Origin of the sequence: Photobacterium nomapromontoriensis, assembly GCF_050336815.1 — a bacterium.
Lineage (GTDB): Bacteria > Pseudomonadota > Gammaproteobacteria > Enterobacterales > Vibrionaceae > Photobacterium > Photobacterium nomapromontoriensis.
On the sequence record NZ_JAKJSL010000023.1, the window covers coordinates 41,498 to 61,281 of the forward strand.

Below are 19,784 nucleotides of genomic sequence, written 5' to 3' on the forward strand. Positions count from 1 at the left end.
ACAAATCTAGTGATACGTAAATTATAAAAGAATGAGACTGTTTCAGTCTACATGTGGGCAGCGCACTTTTCAGCTGTATCCTCTAATGTATAAGGAAATATGTATGTTTGAACTAAATGAAGACCAAATCAAGATGGTATCTGGTGCTGGCTGTGGGCATACCGATGAAGAAGGTCGTCCTATTCATAATGGTACTGATGAAGAAGGTAACTCAATTGGCTGTGGTGGTGGCGAAGAAGGCTACTACCGTTAAACGGTAGAGGGGTCTTAATAACAGGCGCAAGCCTGAATCCAATCTACATGTGGGCAGCGCACTTTTCTGCTGTTATCCTCTAATGTATAAGGAAATATGTATGTTTGAACTAAATGAAGACCAAATCAAGATGGTATCTGGTGCTGGATGTGGGCATACCGATGAAGAAGGCCGTCCTATTCATACTGTTGGTACCGATGAAGAAGGCCGCCCTACAGGTGGTTGCCCAGGAAGCGAAGAAGACTACTACCGTTAATCAGTAGAGAGTCTTAATAACAGGCACAAGCCTGCATCCAAAATACAGGGGCGACAATTGCCCCTGTTTTCAGCGAAAATCAATGCCCGATACTCATATATGTCACAGCAAATTTTCAGACAAGAATATATTGATCAACAGCATCAATCTGAAACCGGACAAATCCTATTATTGTCAGGCCTGAATCAACGTATTGTCACGGGTTGTTGTCTTGTTGTGGTATTTGCGATTTTAGCATTACTGATCTTTGGTAGTTACACAAAGAAAACACAATTAGAAGGGGTCATTATCCCATCAACAGGTGTTATCGCCGTGCAATCCGCTCAAAGTGGTGTGATTGAAGCAATATATATTAAAGACGAACAGCGTGTCAGCAAATCAACCCGCCTGTTGCAAATTAACAGCGAGATATTTGACAGTGGCGGGGAAAGTATCAATCAGCGTTTACAGCGAAGTTTAACACAACAATTATCATCACTGAGCAGCCAGCGAGATTACGAACAGCTCATGAATGATGCCAGTATTAATGAACTCAAGAGCAAAATCGTTCGATTGGATCTTGAACTGAAAAGTGGTCAGCAATCTCTTACCTTTGCTAAAGAGAGAACAGCATTAAAACAACAGGCAATGGATAGCTACAAAAAGCTATTAAAAAATCAGTATATTTCTGATTTATCTTTTAAAGAATATTTATCTAGCCTAGTCGGCTTACAGGCTGATGAAGAAAACCAGAAGTTGCGTATTCAACAACTGGAGAGGGAGCGAATTGCAACGCTACACCAAGTTAACTACATCACACTACAAGGCAACATGCGAGCGCTTGAACTAAAACGGCAATTAGACAGCTTGCAACAACAGCAAATTGCACTCACATCAGCCTCGGAGACCACCATCCATGCACCAGTCAACGGAACCATTACCACGTTAAGGGCCGAAAGTGGCCAAGCTATCAGCCAAGGTGAAGTTATCCTAAATATGATTCCTGATGGTGCAGAGTTACAGGTGGAACTCTATGCGCCGAGTCGTTCGATAGGATTTCTTCACCGCGGGCAATCAGTAGGATTGCGTTTTGATGCCTATCCACATGAAAAATTTGGCATTCAGAAAGGAATGGTACGCAGTATTTCCCAGTCTACGGTTTCTCCTCTTGAGTTGAAGTCTCAGGATCAAACAATTCGTTCCGATACAGAAACACTGTATAAAATTGTAGTCTCACTCCACAAACCCACCATTACCGTGTATGGACGAGAAGAACCACTAAAAGTCGGGATGAGAGTCAACGCTGATATTAACGTTGAGACAAGAAAGCTCTATGAATGGTTATTGGGGCCTCTTTCTCGGATGCAAGGAATTAACGAATGATCCAAATGGAAAGCCTCGATTGGACATGGCGTAAAAAAATCAGACTCATCAGACAAACAGAATCAGCAGAGTGCGGTGTTGCTTGCTTAGCCATGATTGCTGATTGGCATGGGTTCAAAATAGATTTACCCGCATTACGTTCTCGCTATCATTTTTCACAACACGGACTCACCCTTGCCGATGTGATCAACTGTGCCCAGAGTTTACATCTTTCTTCAAGGCCATTACATGCGAGTATTGATGACTTATCAAAGTTGACCTTGCCTTGTATCTTACATTGGGACATGAACCATTTTGTCGTTCTCAGTAAAGTCACCGACAAATTTTGTGAGATCCATGATCCCGCGTTAGGTATAAGAAAAGTTTTAAATGCTGATCTCAACAAACATTACACGGGTATTGCGCTCGAATTGGCTCCAACACATGACTTCGAAAAAGCGGATGTGCGGGCAAAGGTACGTATCAGGGATCTGATCGGTAAAACATACGGATTTAAGCGTGCGCTAACCAAGATCTTTATTTTTGCGGTAGCCCTTGAAGTACTGGCCTTAATGGCCCCACTGATCAACCAAGTCATCATTGATGAAGTTTTAGTCAGTTTTGACCAGAATTTGCTAGATTTAATCATAGTGGCTTTGATCATGCTTGCCGCCACACAGAGTCTGATTAGTTTAGCTCGCCAATGGTTTACTATCTATTTATCAGTTAACTTCAACATGCAGTGGGCTGCTAATGTTTTTCATCATCTAATACGCTTACCTGTTGATTGGTTTGAAAAAAGGGAATTAGGCGATATCTCCGCTAAATTTGATTCGCTCAATACTATTCAACATGCAATTACCACCAATATCATTCAAGCACTGCTGGATATCATTCTGGTTACTGGCACGCTCACTATTATGCTGGTCTATAGTCCAACGCTGACCATGATATGTCTGGCGAGCACCTTGCTCTACGCCTTAATGCGATTTATTTGGTTCGACAGCTTCAAACGTGCAGAAGAGGATATCTGGTCGACTAATGCCAAAGAACAAAGTCACTTTCTTGAAACACTGCACGGAATCTTGAGCGTGCGGATCAACGGGGGGATGGACTGGCGGGAAAACACCTGGAAAAACCTGAATATTGCCAGAAGGAACGCCCAACTTAACGAATCTAAACTCGTCATGATTTATAGCGTAATCATTGAGGGACTAGTAGCAATATCAACCGCTGGCGTATTATGGATAGGAGCCAAACTGGTTTTAAACGGCAATTTTACCGCAGGGATGCTGATAGCTTTCTTATCGTTTCAGATGCGATTTTCAGCTAGTGTTACACAGTTGATCAACAGTTATTTTGAATTTAAGATGCTGTCGGTATATACCGAACGTCTGGCTGATATTGTACTCACAGACAAAGAATCGCTAAACCTAGAACTCCCCTCTTTTGCCCACCGAAACACGGAAAATGAAACCATCATCGTAAAAGCAGAAAATCTAAGTTTTCGCTATTCCGATAATAACCCAATGCTATTTGAAAATTTATCTTTCACGGTTTCATCCGGCGAGGTGGTTGCAATAACCGGTCGTTCAGGATGTGGCAAAACAACCTTAGCCAAATTAATTCTAGGGTTGTATCAATCCAATTCCGGACAGATAAAAATATTTGGTCAAGATATCTCACATTGTAACTTAACCAACCTCAGAACAGATATTGGTTCTGTATTTCAGGATGACCAGCTGTTTAATGGCTCAATTTTATCCAATATTTGCTTTTTCTCTCATGAGGTAAATATGGAAAGAGTCATCGAGTGCGCTAAACTTGCCAATATTCACGATGAGATCGAAAACATGCCGATGGCATACCAAACCCTCGTCGGTGAAATGGGGAGTACCGTATCCGGAGGGCAAAAACAACGCATTATCTTTGCACGAGCGCTTTATAAACGCCCAAAACTACTGATCCTCGATGAAGCAACGAGCCACCTTGATATGGCGAGTGAGAAAAAAATCATACAAGCAATCAGAGAATTAAACTTACCCGTGATTCAAATAGCGCATCGACCAGAAACCATCGCTGCTGCAGACCGATGTATAGATATTAGTCAAGATTCACAGGATGTACCGCACAATGCTGTCGCTTGATAATATAAACAAAAAGCCCCATTTTGGGGCTTTTTGTTTTAGTCGCCATTAATCCTTTTGCCACTTATCCACCACCAGCGCGGCAATCAAGTCCCCTTCGACATTCACCGCGGTACGGAAAGTGTCCAATGGGCGTTCGATGATCAGCAAAATAGCAATGGCTTCAAGTGGGATCCCTGCTGCCAGTAACACTAACTGCATACCCGACATCGACCCTGATGGCATACCCGGTGCACCGACTGACGATACCATCGCCATAATAAAGATCATCACCAAGCCCGTGGTATTTAAGTCAATACCATACAACTGCGCCAGAAAGATCGCTGCGACACCTTCAAATAATGCCGTGCCATCCATATTCATCACTGAACCCAGCGGCAGTACCATACTGCTGGTTGACGGTGATACGCCCAACTTTTCTTCTGCTGCTTGCATCGATAACGGTAGCGTTGCAGCACTGGAGGACGTCGCAAAAGCCATCGCAAGTGGGGCAGAAATTGCTTTAAATAACGGTAACGGATTAATACCCGTTATCACTTTCGCGATAGACGGTAATACCACCAGCCCATGAATAAGCGTGAGCACAAATACCAGCAAAGCGAACATCGCGAGCTGGCCAAACAAGGCCTTTCCACCCGTTAATGAAAATTCAAACACAATGGCAAATATTGCCAATGGTGACAGGCGTACAATCCCGTGCACCATGGTATTAATGCCTTTATTCAGGCCGCTGATCACGTCAAGTAATGGGTGTTTTTCTGGTAATGCAATGAGTAGAGAAATCCCCATCATGAAAGCAAAGACGACGATAGCCAGCAGATTACCATTGGCAATCGCTGCAACTGGATTCACCAAGGCCATATTAAACATTTTGGTGACAATAGCCCCACCGCTTGCCGCATCTTCGCTGATCAAGGTAACACTGTCTGCAACTGGAACCGCTTGCACTAATGGCTGCCAAGGTGGCAATAACAAGGATGTCCCTAACCCTAAGCTAATCGCGAGCAAAGTGGTTACGGTATAAAACAAAATAGTACGGCCACCCAAGGATTTGAGTCGGACCGTTGAGCCAATGTTGGTGATCCCTTCAATTAACGACAGCAGCACCATGATACCGACCACCATTTTCAGCAACCCGATATAACTGGTTTTTCCCAGCAGCAGTACTTGATACCAGCCTTGTTGCTGCAGATCGACACTGAGATTAGCAACAGGATGAAAGAAAGCAGTATAAAGCGTTGCCAGTAGCCAAGCACTCGCAGCCGCTAGTAACAACTGGAGCGGCAAAGATCGTCGTAATTTATTCCACATTACAGGGGGTTCCATAAAAAAACACAAACGAGTGGACACCAACGCGCCACTCGTTATAACAATTAAATTTTGATCGAATTAACCATGAAGGCCGTCTAATTTTTAAGACTGATTTCCTTTGTAGTAAGGGTTCAACAAGCATTTAACTCGCTTGAGTACCACCAATGCACTGACCCGACCCCAGCCGAAGATAATACGCTGATGCAAACGAAAAATCGTGTCATACAAATTACGCACCAAACGACCACGTAACACCAGTTTATCATGCATCAAGGCACCGACGGCGTAATCATGACCCAGTGCAACGACCATGCCGCCATCATTGAAGATAAACGGTTGTAAAGCCTTACCTTTTAGCAAGCGCTTAAACTGACGAGCCAAATGACCTGCCGCTTGGTTGGCTGCTTGTGCACGAGGCGGGACAAATGACCCATCCGGTTGCGGACATTCCGCGCTATCACCCAGCACAAAAATACGGCTATCGATAGTCGACTGCAGCGTCGCTTCAACTTTAAGTTGGTTAATGCGGTTGGTCTCTAATCCATCAAGCTTGGTCAGCCAATCTGCACACTTAATACCTGCAGCCCAAATTTGCAGCTCTGCGGCAATCACACCATCATCTGCGGTAACTAAGCGGCCAGCTTCTGCGCGCTGAATACGGGTATTCGTCAGTACGGTTACCCCTTGCTTTTCCAGCTTACGCTGTACCTTTTCTGACATACATTCAGGGCTGACAGGCAGCACACGATCCGATGCTTCAATAAGAGTAATGGCAAGCTTGGCACCATGATGGTAGCGCTGTAACTGAGCACTCACTTTTGCCAGCTCAGCAGCCAGCTCAACCCCTGTCGCCCCGGCACCAACAATTGATAAGTGGTGCTCACCTTCGGCGCGTAGCAACGGGTTGATCTGCTGCCAGGCACTCTGAGCCTGAGCCGCTGAATCGAGAAACAGACAATGATCGCTCACGCCCGGCGTTTTAAAATCATTACTCACGGCCCCTACGGCCATAACTAAGTAATCGTAATCCAGCGTTTCGCTGCCGTTCGTAACGTGATTAAGAGTAAGAGTCTTAGTTTCACGATCTAACCCAGTCATTGCTGCCTGCACATAGCGATAACCATTACAGGCTGAATGTTGTAAGTAGCTCACTGCATCCAATTCATTATCAAACGTACCCGCCGCAATTTCATGTAAACGCGGTTTCCAATAATGGTGAGAGGATGGCTCAACCAGCGTAATGGTATGTTCTTCTCGACGACCTAAACTACGCCCTAAGCGTGTCACTAACTCCAAGCCCGCCGCTCCGCCACCCACAACAATAATCTTCGACATCGTATGTCCTACCTTGCTTGCACCGTATGACAACGCCGTATAGCTGGCTGTTTACAGTACGTTCATTATTCTGATTTCCCGCAAGCTGCGGGATTTGATGTGGCACATTATATTGATACAAACAGAAATGATAATTAGCTCAAAAAGCAAATTACTATTACCAGGCTGTAATAATCAAATAAGTAAAACAGTGAGAGATGTGGGAAAAGACAAATATGAAAGGAGATAAATTGTATAAGGCAGCTATCACGCTAACTGAGATAACCGCAACACCCATGATCAATATTAACCATGTAAAAATAAGCTGAGAACACAGAACAAAAAATTACAAAGGTATAGATCTCTTGGTTATTTGGTTATTTGGTTATTTGGTTATTTTCACACTTCAAGGTTTCGCTGAAAATGGTGCACTTCCGCGTCTTTCTTAACACGATATAACTTAGCCTGCCGCTTACCCGTTACCGCCATTTCATCAAGCTCTTCCAGCATATCTGTCGATTCGATCCTCCTAATGAGTGATTTACGTTGGATCGGACGACTGATGATCGTTTCGATAACATCTTTTAACTGCCCAACGGTAAAATCGACTGGCAGGCAATAAACCGGCAGCATCGAATAGAGTGCTTTTTGCACCAGCCGCTGCTGTGCATCAGCAATCATCATCCGGTGATCAAACGCAATGCTCACCGTTTCCAACGCCTCCACATCCAGCCATTGTGCCTGCTCAACTGTGGCGATCTGAGATTGAGCATCTTGATACCCGATCAGGGCAAAATAGACCACACTTACACTGAATCCTCTCGGATCGCGCTCATGGCCAGAATAGACTTTAAACTGCTCAAGGTAATTAGGTTCAATCCCTGTTTTGTCCTTTAATTTGCGAATTGCCGTAGCCTTGGTATTAATATCCAGCGTCACATCGACATAGCCGCCAGGCAAGGCCCACAACCCTTCATACGGTCTCTGTGCCCGCTTAACCATCAAGACTTTCAGTCGCCCATCAACCACGGTAAATAGCACACTATCTACCGAGAATAGCGGCTGCGTAAAATCCTGCATCTTACTTACCTTATGTTTCCCTGCTGCGCTCATTCATTACCCATAGCAATGCCATTCACAGCTTCAAATATGTCATTAGGACATAGTAATCAATCTATGAGATACCAGCAAAAACAGACTGTCACATTTTGCACTGCCTCGCATATTTTCACCATAAATTCCAATAACAGATCATGTTCATTTTTTGAGCTTGACAACTATGTCCCTATGACACATTAATATAAGTGTCACAGGGACATATATAAGGATATTCACTATGTTCGGTATTACATTTTTCAAAGCTGATCCTTCCACCTATGTCATGCTCTACAAAAATGGCAAGCTCGCGAAGCAAGGTACTGGGATCAATTTCTACTATCATGAACTCGGTGCCTCACTCTTGGCCATTCCACTCACTAGCCAAGAAATTCCATTTGCCTTTTCCATGAAGTCCAAGGACTACCAAAACCTGACAGTCCAAGGCCAAGTCACCTACCGCATTGCCCATCCGGATTTGGCGGCAAAAATGCTAAATTTTACCGTCGACAAAAAAGGCCAATACCTTTGCGATGATCCGGACAAAGTACAAGAACGCGTAGTGCGAGCCGTTCAGGTCTTAGTGCGCAATGAAATGGAAGAACGAACACTGGTTGAAGGACTCAGATCAGCCAAGCTACTTAGCCGTGAAATACAAGACAGCCTGCCACTGCAGGTATCACTAACCAGCATCGGTATTGAAGTCACCGAATTTTCAGTGACCAACATTCAACCCTCCCCTGAAGCGACCAAGGCTCTGGAAGCCGAAGCGCGCGAGGAGATGCTCAAGCAAGCCGACAATGCTATCTACTCGCGCCGACTGGCCAGCATCCAGCAAGAGCAGCAGGTCAAAGAACGAGAACTCGATACCGAGCAAGCCGTCAACGCTAAGCAACAAATGCTTGAGAGACAAAAGCTGGAAGCCAAACGTGAACAGCAGCGGCAGCAATTCTCGATTGAACAAGAAAAAATCACAGCGCAAACACAAAATGAACAGGAACGTGCACAGCTGGTGGACTTGGAAAACAGTAACAACAATGCCCGCGCCGATGCCAAAGCCTACAGCATAGAACGCACCCTAAAAGCCTATGAAGTGATTGATAGCGAACGGCTGAAGATCATGAGCCAAAGCGGCCTTGCCCCTGAACAGCTCATCGCGCAGGCGATTGAAAATCTAACCCGGGGCGACAATAAAGTGGGCAGCCTGAACTTCTCACCAGAACTGCTTCAGATGCTGGCCAAGCACTAGCACGGCAAACCATAAGCCAAGTAGCATCAACCATCAAAAGCCTCATTCAATCAAGGAGCAGTGTATGTTCACGGACAGAAAAATTGTACTCGTCACCCGCAAAACACGGTTAATGGCGCTGCAAGAAAAATACTGCACCCTCGGGCAAGCCAAGTTTTATCTCGAACACCTCGGCGAATCCTTCGATGTCTATGCTGACGAACACCGTCGCTACCAACAGGCCACCGAGCAGGCAGCTAAAACACTTACCTCAATTGGCAAAGTTCAGCAGCTCGAAAGGGATCTGCTGCCCACCTATCTCTTCCACCCTACCGACATCATCGTTGTGCTGGGACAAGATGGCCTGGTTGCCAATTCACTGAAATATCTCGACGGTCAGCCAGTTATTGCTGTCAACCCGATGCCCGATCTTTTTGATGGCATTTTACTTCCTTTTCAGCTTGCCGAATTAAGTACCATGCTACTCCATACCTTGGACAGCCATGCCTCGAACAGCCCGGTAAAATACCAATCGGTTACCCTCGCCGAGGCCACCACCAACCTCGGCGATCGCCTGCTGGCGGTGAATGACTTATTTATCGGCCCGCAAAGCCACACTTCAGCCCGCTACCAACTACGTCAACAACAGATTCAGGAAGAGCAATGTTCCAGCGGAATCATCGTCTCGACAGGATTGGGGTCGACCGGCTGGATGAAAAGCATCGTGATCGGTGCCAACGCCATCAGCCACCGGACCGAGGTTGCCTATCAGGCCAAAGCGTGGGACAGCCGCTCGCTCACCTTTGCCGTGCGGGAGCCGTTTCCTTCTGCCACTAGCCAGTGCAGCCAAATCTTCGGTGAGATCACGCCACAAACCCCATTGCAGCTGACCTCTCGCATGGCCGAAAGCGGGGTCATTTTCTCCGATGGCATCGAGCACGATGCCATCAGCTTCAATGCCGGCACCGTAGCCACCATTACGATTAGCGACAAAGCAGGGAGCTTAGTGGTGGGCTAAAAAGCGAATTACATAACGTGAAGACATGGAATATGGCGGAAACTAGAACAAAAGAACTGAATAAAAAAGCCCCATTACGATAAATTGACTTTACCGCAACAAGGCTCAATATATTGATGTCACTCCCGCCCAAACACTATCACTATATTGGCGGGCTATCGCTATTTTCCGTTATACCACTTGCTGGTAAATGGCATGGATTTGTTCATCGCTAGGTACGCGAGGGTTACCACCGAGACAAGGGTCATTGAGCGCTTTACCGACCCACTGTTGAATATCAATATTATCAACCCCCATCGCCGCAAAGCTCACCGGAATACCAACACGCTCAGACAAAGCAAAGATACGCTTAATGCATTCATCAGCCGCATTGTCAGCATCAAGTTGGCTCACATCACTACCCATCGCTTTAGCAATATCAGCAAATGGCTGTGGATTTTCCTGCGCATTAAAACGACACACATGAGGAAGCAAAATCGCGTTACACACGCCATGAGGTAAGTTATGAGTCGCACCTGGCTGGTGAGCCATCGCGTGCACCAAGCCCAATCCGGCACTGTTGAACGCCATGCCCGCAAGGAACTGAGCACATGCTAGTTGTTCACGCGCTTCAAGGTTCAGGCCATCATCCACCGCAACAGGGAGCCACTCAGTGATCAGGCGAATCGCTTCCAGTGCCGTTGGCTTAGTTAAGGTGTGACTACCCACTGAGACATACGCCTCAATGGCATGAGTTAACGCATCCATCCCCGTTGCTGCCGTGACATTGGCTGGCAGACCCAGCATCAAGGTTGGATCATTCACTGCAATATCGGGGATCTGGTGATCATCAATGATCACCATTTTCACTTGTCGCGCTTCGTCGGTGATCACCGAGTTAGACGTCATTTCTGCCGACGTGCCCGCCGTGGTATTAATCGCGATGAAAAAATCCCCGTCTTCCGGCACCTTACCAATACCTTCATACTCGCTAATATCACCACCGCAAGAGGTAATGACACGCACCGCTTTGGCGCAGTCAATTGCACTTCCACCACCTACGGCAATAAAACAATCACAGCCGTGATCTTGGTACTGTCGCGCACCATTATGCACGAGTGTCGCCGTTGGGTTCGGTGTCACCTCTTCAAACACATCATATTCAAACGCACAATCATCCAACGCTTTAAACAGTGTGTCCAGCACCCCGTAATCGACTAGCTGCTTATCCGTAACAATAAAGGCGCGAGTTAAGTTCTTACCGCTTAAATGCCCGATCGCTTCTTGTACTGCACCTTCCCCGGCAATACTTAGCTTTGGTAACTTCAGTGAAAATGCCATAATTATTCCCTACTTTTCTACACGTAAGCCATAAGACTTGAACTTACCAAGTACGATATCCATCTCTTCATCGGATAACACCGGCACATCGGCTTGAATCGCCAATGTCTTCAGATATAGTTCTGACAACACTTCCACTTCATGTGCTAACCATAATGCTTTATCTAGATTCGATTCTGCTGCGATCAAGCCGTGATGCTGCAGTAAAATTGCCTTACTGTACTTAATACCTTCTTCGACAAATCGAGCCAAGTCAGTACTACCAAAGGTCGCATAAGGCACGCATGGGATCACTTTCGCACCCGATGCCGCCACCATATAATGAATAGCAGGGATAGGCTTATTCAAAATAGACACGGCGGCACAGTTAATAGCGTGGTTATGTACGACAGCTTCAACATCATCACGGGTTTTGTAGCAAGTTAAGTGGAACATCCACTCACTTGATGGCAGTTTACCTTCTTCAAAGTTGCCGTCATTATCAACGAACACAATGTGATCTGGCGTGAGTTTGTCATAAGCAATGCCGGTCGGAGTGATCAGCATCCCGTTGTTATATTTCACACTGACGTTACCTGCGGTACCTTGGTTCAGACCCAATTTAGTCATTTCTAGGCAAGTGTCGATAATCTGTTGAGCCAATTCTAATCGTTTCATAATAATGTCCTATTAACAGGTTGTGACGCCTTTCTTAATGATGATGTTGCCGTACTTTGCTGTTTCACCGGACAGCACAACCGCATAGCATGCTTTTGCCCGTTCATAGAATGCAAAACGTTCGACACGTTCAATGGCACTGCTGGCAACACCTTGTCCCTGCATAGCATTGAGATATTTTTGTTCAACTTGTGGGTCGAGCTCATCGCCCTCAACCGCCTGCATCATTGCAATGGGTTGTGCGACATATTGGTCAAGCTCCAGCAACGGCGTGATCCCGGCTAACAATACGTCAGCACCGACACCGTCTGCCCGTGCCACATTGCCGCTGAAGGTATGAGCGGGGAAATGGGCATCAGCAATTAATAGCTCATCACCGTGGCCCATTTCGCTCAAAATCTTAAGCAAATTAGGGCTAATTGCCGGATGAATTCCTTTTAACATGTGACCAACTCCTTATGTTCTTGCTGCTGATCTTGATAAGAATGTTGAGGATGCGTTTGTGGATACACCGTTGTGAACCCAGGCTTCATCTCATGCTGTGCCTGTTCGATTGAGTCATAGACCCCGACGCCCATGAAGGCATACATCGCAGCACCTAACACCGTGGTCTCCGATTGCTCAACCACTTGAATAGGCAGATCTAAACCATCCGCTCGTAACTGATTCCATAAGCGGTTTTTTGAACCGCCACCCACCACAATCAGGGTTTCAGCTTTAAACTGACTCGCTTTCTCAAGGTGCAATAAGCTCTGCTTTAACTTCCCGACCAAGCCTTCTAACGCCGCTCGATAAATGTGACCACGCGAGGTATTAATCGTGAGACCTTGTAACGCTCCGCTCTTGGCAAAGTCCGGATCACACACCAACCCATCACACCCAGCAGGAACCAGCTCTGCTTCACTGATCATGGTTTCGTATTTCACTGGCGATGTCGCTAGATCGGTATATACCGTGTTGGCAACCCACTCCATCACTGCACTGGACAGCCATTGAATACCGGGGTTATACAATTTATTGTTCGCATCCAACTCGGTAGTAAACCCATCATCAAACCATTGCGGTTGGATCTCAGGCTGATTAACCCGTGCCATGAGAATTTCCCATGTCCCCGAGCTTAAAACAGGTTGATTTTCTGTCGCGCCGGAGCCGACAAGAGCAAACTGAGTATCATGCCCGGCAGAGATCACGGATAAATGACGCGGTAGGCCTAACAAGTCAGCCAACTCAGCCTGCACCTCACCGACTTTCTCACCCGCATCCACAAAAGGCGGGAACTGTTGCTCAGTAAGGCCTAAATAATCCAATACAGGTTGTGACCAATTGCGCTCATTTAAGGTCGTCATCATTGACGTACCAGCCATAGTGCGGTCGGTCGTCATCATGCCCGTCAACTTATGGGTCAGCATGGAGGAAATAAACACCCACTTATCCATTTTGGCGTAAACAGCGGGTTCGTTCTCTTTCAACCATTTCAATTTAAATACAGTATTAAAGTTATATTTACCCACCCCATTATGGGTAAATACCGCATCGGCACCGAGCTCTGCTAATGTCTGCTCCATCACCTCATTCGTACGAGGACACTTCCACGAAATAATGGGATAAATCTGCTTGCCATTGCTATCAAATGGCGCGCCATCAACACCGAATGTCGTCACCGCCAGTGAAGTAATATCGGCTTTGTTGACTGAGCTCGTCACGTGCTGGCAACACGTTACTAATTTTTCCCAGATCGCCTCAAAAGACCAAATGTGATACGTCGAGTTATTGGTTGGTGTCGCGGTTTCGTTTTTCATATAGTGCGAGGCAACGATGGTGCCTGCATGGTCTATGGCAATGGCTCTGACGTTTGTTGCACCGCAATCAAGAATAATAGATATACTCATAACAACTCTCTTTGTCGGGGTGACTTTCGCCACCCCTCGTACCGATTACTTATAAAGTGCGTTAAAGTTCTGACAAGCGCGGAAGTCCTGACCTTCTTTATCTTGCCCAAACGCAGACCATGCATGAGGACGGAAGACCTGACTGTCATCCACGTTGTGCATGGACACAGGAATACGCAACATCGATGCCAGTGTAAGCAAATCAGACCCTACGTGACCGTAGGTGATCACACAGTGGTTCGCCCCCCAATTTGCCATCACCGAATACACATCTTTAAAGGCACCTTCACCCGTTAGGCGTGGCACAAACCACGTTGTTGGCCATGTTGGGTTGGTACGCTCATTCAAGATGCCATGCACCTCGGTCGGTAGTTCAACAGAATGACCTTCCGCAATCTGCAGTACCGGACCAATCCCTTTAATGATATTGATACGGTGCATAGTGAACGGCATCTCACCTTTGGTCAGGAAGTTGGAAGAGAAACCACCGCCTCGGAAGTATTCGATATCAGCCGGTGGCCAGCAGGTTGCTTCCAAGCACTTAGCGGTATCATCTTGTGTCATATCCCAGAACGGTTTGATCACAGGCTTACCAGATGCATCACGTGCTTCGCCGGATCCATCCAATGCCGCAGAGCCGGAGTTCACTAAGTGAATAAAGCCAGATGCCGGACGGTAATCACTCACACGTTCCACCGAGTCTTGCGACCAGTACGTACGCACATCACAGAACACTTGTGATTGACCAGTCAGTAACTTGCCAAACATCATGTTAACGCCGTTAAGGCTATCGTTTTCAGTCGCTACCACGTGAGGCTCACGGATACCATTCCAATCAAACGAGGAGTTCAGAATCGCTTCCATGAAATCACCGTTTGGCAGATGATCAGTCCAATGACGCTGGCCCTGGAAGCCACTCGCGATAGCGTTATGGCCTAATGCTTCTTCGCCGTACCCCATTTCAGCCAATTTTGGATTGCCCTGCATTAAGTCACGCACAATCATGGTCATCTTAACGACGGTTTCCCAATCTTGTTGCTTACGAACTTCATCGAGAGGCTGCTTATTGTAATCTTTACCTTCAGGGCAGTTTTCCTTGGCCCATGACAACGCAATTTCAAACTCCTCGTGGTCATAAATTTCACGATCTAAGCGGCGCTTAATTTCAGTCATATCGACATATTCATTGCGCATACCCAGGTATTCCTGGAAGAAAGACTGGTCGACAATCGAACCAGCAATCCCCATCGATACAGAGCCGATAGACAGATAAGACTTACCACGCATTGTCGCGACAGACAGACCTGCACGGCAGAAACGCAACATCTTCTCTTGCACGTCTGACGGAATGCTGGTGTCACTCGCATCTTGCACTTCTTCACCGTAAATAGAGAAAGCAGGCAGTCCCAATTGCGCGTGCGCTGCCATGGCCGCAGCCAGATACACCGCGCCAGGACGTTCTGTACCATTGAAACCCCAAATCGCTTTTGGCATATGCGGGTCCATATCAATGGTTTCGGTGCCATAACACCAACATGGGGTTACCGTCAGTGAAACGCCGACATTTTCACGTCTGAACTTTTCACCGCAGCGCGCCGCTTCAGCCACACCACCAATCGTGGTATCTGCAATAACGCACTCAACTTTCTCACCGTTAGGATGACGCAGGTTTTCTTCAATGAATTTAGCCGCCGACTTCGCCATATTCATGGTTTGATCTTCCAGTGCCTCACGCACCCCCATTCTGCGGCCATCAATTGTTGGACGAATACCGATTTTCACTAAGTTAGACATACAATTACCTTTAAATTTTTCGAATTAATTTTTAAATAAATACGTTGCTATGCGTTATTACGCTGTAAGTAATTAGGCCTTGCAGCCTTTTGCACCGAAGTAGACGAGATAAGCAAAACCAATGAATGGAATAACAAATGCGGCTTCAATACCGTAGTTATCGGAGATCTGCCCCATGATGGCTGTTAATACAGCACCACCGAGGATGGCCATGATCAGGCAGCTACCGCCGAATTTTGCATCTTGACCTAAGTCACGCAGGGACAGGCCAAAAATAGTTGGAAACATCAGTGACATACAAGCAGAGATACCAACAAGCGCATACACACCTGCAATGCCACCAATCATGATAAGAACCAGCGTTAAGATAGAAGCCACACCCGCGAGTATCGACAACAGTTTCTCAGGGGCGATGTATTTCATTAAGCCAACACAGATGAAGCGGAAAGCACTGAATACAACGATAGAAACCAGCAAGTACGTGGATGCATCTGCTTCTGTACCACCTACCTGGGTCATCACATAACGAATTGTCCATGACCAACAACCGATTTGTGCACCCACGTAGAAAAACTGACCAATAACCCCTCTGACAAAGTGTTTTTTCTGAAGTAGACGAGAGAAAGCATCTTTAAGAGAACCCTGTGCAGCTGAAGCCACATCACTTGCCTTTGGCATTTTAGTAAACGCAATGGCAAGCCATACACAGAGGATCACACCAGCCACCGCCAAATAAGGCATCATCACCGCATTAAGCTCAGCAGTTTGAATCGCTGACAGCTGATCCGTAGACATTTGTGCCCGCTCTGCATCCGTAGCTGGATTCAATTGTGACAGGATATAAAACTTACCAACCACGACACCTAAAATGGAGCCGACCGGATTAAATGCCTGAGCGATATTCAAACGACGGGTGGCTGTTTCTTCTGGACCCATCGCAATAATGTACGGGTTAGCACTGGTCTCAAGAATAGATAAGCCACCCGCAAGCACAAAGAGAGCCATTAAGAATGGCATATACGCCATCGCTTGGGCTGCGGGGTAAAACAGTAGTGCACCACCGGCAAATAAACCCAGCCCTAATAGTACGCCAGCTTTATAACTGTACCGCTGAATAAATAATGCAGCAGGTAGTGCCAGCACAAAATAAGCACCATAAAATGCTGTTTGTACTAAACCAGATTGCATATCCGTTAAGGTAAATACTTTTCTGAACTGTGCAATTAATACATCGGTCATATTATTTGCCAAGCCCCAAAGAGCAAAGCAACTTGTTAACAATATAAACGGAATAAGTACAGCCTTTGGTATCACTTCCGCTTTATTATCATTATATATGGGGGTATGTAGAGTATCAGTCACAATAATTTCCTTTATTATAGGTAATATCATCCATACAAAAACAATACTGTTTAAGTGTTTTTATGCTCTTGTTACGATTATTGGTTAATTAGAACTAAGTTGTACTTTTTCTCTAGATCGGCTTTTGTTTCATTATCAATTGATATATTTGTTACCAAATAATCAATTTCATGGATTTCACAAATTTTCAATAAACTTCTTTTCTTATATTTTGTCTCATCTGCAATCACAATGGCGTGATCTGACACGTCGAGTAACGTCCGTTTTACATCGAGATTTATTTCATTGGAATCCCACACACCTTTATCAAAATCAAAACCACTGCATGAGATTACGCAGAAATCTAAACTCAGTTTTAAGAGGGCACTCTTGGTGATCATGCCATAAAAACCTTCATACTTTGTCGAGTACTCACCACCCAGGCAAATAACTTTAATATTGTTCTTTTTTGATAAGGTCTCAACAACATTAATTGAATTTGTCACTACAGTGCACGGTATATTCGGCAATACCTGGGCAAACAACCAGCTTGATGAACTGGCATCAATACCGATAATTGCCCCTTCAAACATTTCAGAAACAATTTTTTCAACTAATGTTCTTTTATTATCTACGTTATATTTGGCACGGTTATTAAACGATGTCCCCATGTCATCAACATTGCAACTAATTGCACCACCATGGACACGAACTAATTTTCCCTTTTTTTCGAGGTCTTTTAAATCACGGCGAATTGTTTCTACTGAAACATTATATTTCTCAGAGAGGTTTATAACCAATGCACTTCCTGTTACATCGATTTCTGTAATGATTTGCTGTTTTCTTATATTCATCTGATCCTCCCGAAGACAAGTTAAGTATTCAAGAAAATAGATATAAAAATTGGGAGCTTCCTCACAGTAAGCCTGCTATTGGCTCATAATTTTGATCGCAATCACCAAAACAGCCCGCTAAAAAACCACAAATTCGGGCATATTCAGTCAACCAACAACATACCGATGCCCGTATATGATTAAAAACAGATAAAAACGGTCAAAACAAGGAATATATCAAGTGGCGTAGCTTAATGATCACTACCAATAACATTTAAAGTAAAAGCATCTTTTCGAATGTATTCCACTTTACCTTTCATGTCACATGCAATTCAAAGAATGAAACAGCCAAAGGTGTACTTACCTTTACTTTCTTTATGATGACTACTCGTATCATAATGGAGTATATAGCATGCTTAAAACGGCACTTTTGGCTGCATCAATCGTTGCGCTGTCACCAGTCGCACAAGCACAGCATGTCCAGCCTAACGTTGTTCTCATTCTGGCTGATGACATGGGCTGGGATTTGGGGGCATACGGCCATCCGGTTAATCACACCCCGCATATGGATAAGCTGGCGAACACAGGACAAAAGTGGACCAGTTTCTATGTCGCCAGCGGAGTATGTTCGCCAAGTCGCGGTGCCTTATTAACTGGCCGCTACCCAATCCGAACGGGGATGTATGGTAAGCAGTCATTCGTCAGTGTTGAAAACGACCCCTACGGCCTCCCTCAAAATGAAATTTCGCTGGCTGAGCAACTGAAGAGTGGGGGCTACACCACCGGTATCGTAGGAAAATGGCACTTGGGCGACAGTCAGGTTGGCTACCCAACAAACCATGGTTTCGACTACTGGTATGGGATCCCGATGTCCAATGATGCATATAAAACATTCACACTGGATCTCGTCCAATCTGAACAGGCCAAATTGAGGGGTGATACTGCGGCCCTCAAAGAACGTGGTCGATTAGTTAATCACGCGAATATGAACCCAGAACAGAAATTCTGGAATTCCCCGGTTTATGAAGGTTACGGGCACACCACGCTCAGAGTAGTAGAGCAGCCAATGAAGCAACAAGACTTCACCAAGAATGTGGTTGCCAAGTCTATTGACTTCATTCAAGACAATAAGAACAACCCATTCTTCTTATATATACCATTCGGTAAGCCGCATGTACCCTTATTCCCAAGCGATGAATTCAAAGGTACCACTCAAGGCGGTGCCTATGGGGACTCAATCGCCGAACTGGATCACAGCGTGGGGCAAATCGTCAACGAACTGGAGAAAAACGACCTACGTGATAACACCATCATCATATTCATGAGTGATAATGGGCCTTGGCTGCCATATAAACATAACTCAGGCAGTAGTGGCTTCTTTGAAAATGGTAAAGGCAGTACGTATGAAGGCGGAGTACGCGTGCCTGCCATTTTTAACTGGCAAGGGCATATCGCTAGCGAAACTATTCGTAACATCGGCTCAGCTCTCGATATTTTTCCGACACTGGCAACACTGACAGGTACAAAACTGGCTACCGATCGAGTATATGATGGCTTTGATATCACCACCACATTACTTAACAGCACGACACCTACACGAGACTACAATGCGTATTTTTTCAAGGGTGAAATGAAAGCGTACCGCAAAGGCAGCTACAAGCTACATTTTGACACCGTCAATTTCCTAAATCCGAAACCTGAGGAAAAGAATACCATCCGACTGTTCAATATCGACATCGATACCCGAGAACGCTGGAATATTGCAGACCAACACCCAGAAATTGTTGAAGCACTGAAAGCAGAAGCCATGGCTTACGATAAAACCGTTGTCCGCGCAGACGAACCGCTATTTGATAAATATATCTTTGAAGTTATTGAAAGCCAAAAAACCAGTGCCACACTGAACTGACCCATGAAGATGTAAAAGTACTCGCTTAACTCACTTACTACTTTGTCTCAGAACACACAAAACAGAAAAGCCACCGAA

Annotated in this window: 17 protein-coding genes; 7 read left to right on the forward strand and 10 right to left on the reverse strand. The window is 45.6% G+C overall.

Annotated elements, in window-relative coordinates:
- Positions 1-103 precede the first annotated feature (103 nt).
- From L4D12_RS08910 to L4D12_RS08925, 4 genes are all read left to right on the forward strand, one after another.
- Complete coding sequence (locus tag L4D12_RS08910) at positions 104-253, forward strand: hypothetical protein (RefSeq protein WP_428447479.1); 150 nt, start codon at positions 104-106, stop codon at positions 251-253.
- 100 nt (positions 254-353) lie between these two features.
- A complete protein-coding gene (locus tag L4D12_RS08915; RefSeq protein WP_428447480.1) occupies positions 354-509 on the forward strand; it encodes a hypothetical protein in 156 nt (51 codons plus the stop codon).
- A gap of 99 nt (positions 510-608) precedes the next feature.
- Positions 609-1,871, forward strand: a complete 1,263-nt coding sequence (locus tag L4D12_RS08920; RefSeq protein WP_428447481.1) for an HlyD family secretion protein — start codon at positions 609-611, stop codon at positions 1,869-1,871.
- On the forward strand, positions 1,868-3,997 hold the full coding sequence (locus tag L4D12_RS08925; protein WP_428447482.1) for a peptidase domain-containing ABC transporter: 2,130 nt from the start codon (positions 1,868-1,870) through the stop codon (positions 3,995-3,997). Before L4D12_RS08920 ends, L4D12_RS08925 begins: the two co-directional genes overlap by 4 nt.
- Positions 3,998-4,045: 48 nt before the next feature.
- Here the strand turns inward: L4D12_RS08925 and L4D12_RS08930 are convergent, their stop codons facing one another.
- From L4D12_RS08930 to L4D12_RS08940, 3 genes are all read right to left on the reverse strand, one after another.
- Positions 4,046-5,308, reverse strand: coding sequence for a dicarboxylate/amino acid:cation symporter (locus L4D12_RS08930; RefSeq protein ID WP_428447483.1), 1,263 nt, complete (start codon positions 5,306-5,308; stop codon positions 4,046-4,048).
- A 102-nt stretch (positions 5,309-5,410) separates the two neighbouring features.
- Complete coding sequence (locus tag L4D12_RS08935; RefSeq protein ID WP_428447484.1) at positions 5,411-6,643, reverse strand: NAD(P)/FAD-dependent oxidoreductase; 1,233 nt, start codon at positions 6,641-6,643, stop codon at positions 5,411-5,413.
- Positions 6,644-7,021: 378 nt separating this feature from the next.
- Entirely contained in the window at positions 7,022-7,702 is a 681-nt protein-coding gene (locus tag L4D12_RS08940) for an NUDIX hydrolase (protein WP_428447485.1), read from the reverse strand.
- Between the two features lie 256 nt (positions 7,703-7,958).
- Between L4D12_RS08940 and L4D12_RS08945 the strand changes: the two genes are divergently transcribed.
- Together L4D12_RS08945 and L4D12_RS08950 are read left to right on the forward strand one after the other, a co-directional pair.
- Positions 7,959-8,966 carry an SPFH domain-containing protein gene (locus tag L4D12_RS08945; protein ID WP_428447486.1) on the forward strand — a complete coding sequence of 336 codons (1,008 nt, stop codon included), beginning with the start codon at positions 7,959-7,961 and terminating at the stop codon, positions 8,964-8,966.
- Positions 8,967-9,030: 64 nt separating this feature from the next.
- Positions 9,031-9,963, forward strand: coding sequence for a diacylglycerol kinase catalytic domain-containing protein (locus tag L4D12_RS08950; RefSeq protein ID WP_428447487.1), 933 nt, complete (start codon positions 9,031-9,033; stop codon positions 9,961-9,963).
- 171 nt (positions 9,964-10,134) lie between these two features.
- On the opposite strand, the gene L4D12_RS08955 is transcribed toward L4D12_RS08950, so the two are convergent.
- From L4D12_RS08955 to L4D12_RS08985, 7 genes are all read right to left on the reverse strand, one after another.
- Positions 10,135-11,283, reverse strand: a complete 1,149-nt coding sequence (locus tag L4D12_RS08955) for an iron-containing alcohol dehydrogenase (RefSeq protein ID WP_428447488.1) — start codon at positions 11,281-11,283, stop codon at positions 10,135-10,137.
- 9 nt (positions 11,284-11,292) lie between these two features.
- Positions 11,293-11,940 carry an L-fuculose-phosphate aldolase gene (gene fucA, locus L4D12_RS08960; protein WP_428447489.1) on the reverse strand — a complete coding sequence of 216 codons (648 nt, stop codon included), beginning with the start codon at positions 11,938-11,940 and terminating at the stop codon, positions 11,293-11,295.
- A 12-nt stretch (positions 11,941-11,952) separates the two neighbouring features.
- On the reverse strand, positions 11,953-12,384 hold the full coding sequence (gene fucU / locus L4D12_RS08965) for an L-fucose mutarotase (RefSeq protein ID WP_428447490.1): 432 nt from the start codon (positions 12,382-12,384) through the stop codon (positions 11,953-11,955).
- Positions 12,378-13,829, reverse strand: a complete 1,452-nt coding sequence (gene fucK, locus L4D12_RS08970; RefSeq protein WP_428447491.1) for an L-fuculokinase — start codon at positions 13,827-13,829, stop codon at positions 12,378-12,380. Before fucK ends, fucU begins: the two co-directional genes overlap by 7 nt.
- Positions 13,830-13,874: 45 nt before the next feature.
- A complete protein-coding gene (locus tag L4D12_RS08975) occupies positions 13,875-15,623 on the reverse strand; it encodes an L-fucose isomerase (RefSeq protein WP_428447492.1) in 1,749 nt (582 codons plus the stop codon).
- 72 nt (positions 15,624-15,695) lie between these two features.
- The gene (gene fucP, locus L4D12_RS08980; protein ID WP_428447493.1) at positions 15,696-16,985 is read right to left on the reverse strand and encodes an L-fucose:H+ symporter permease; all 1,290 of its coding nucleotides are present in this window, start codon (positions 16,983-16,985) and stop codon (positions 15,696-15,698) included.
- 77 nt (positions 16,986-17,062) lie between these two features.
- Positions 17,063-17,818: a DeoR/GlpR family DNA-binding transcription regulator gene (locus tag L4D12_RS08985; protein ID WP_428447494.1), complete on the reverse strand. Its 756-nt coding sequence runs from the start codon at positions 17,816-17,818 to the stop codon at positions 17,063-17,065.
- A 391-nt stretch (positions 17,819-18,209) separates the two neighbouring features.
- Between L4D12_RS08985 and L4D12_RS08990 the strand changes: the two genes are divergently transcribed.
- Complete coding sequence (locus L4D12_RS08990) at positions 18,210-19,706, forward strand: sulfatase-like hydrolase/transferase (RefSeq protein ID WP_428447495.1); 1,497 nt, start codon at positions 18,210-18,212, stop codon at positions 19,704-19,706.
- Positions 19,707-19,784: the final 78 nt, after the last annotated feature.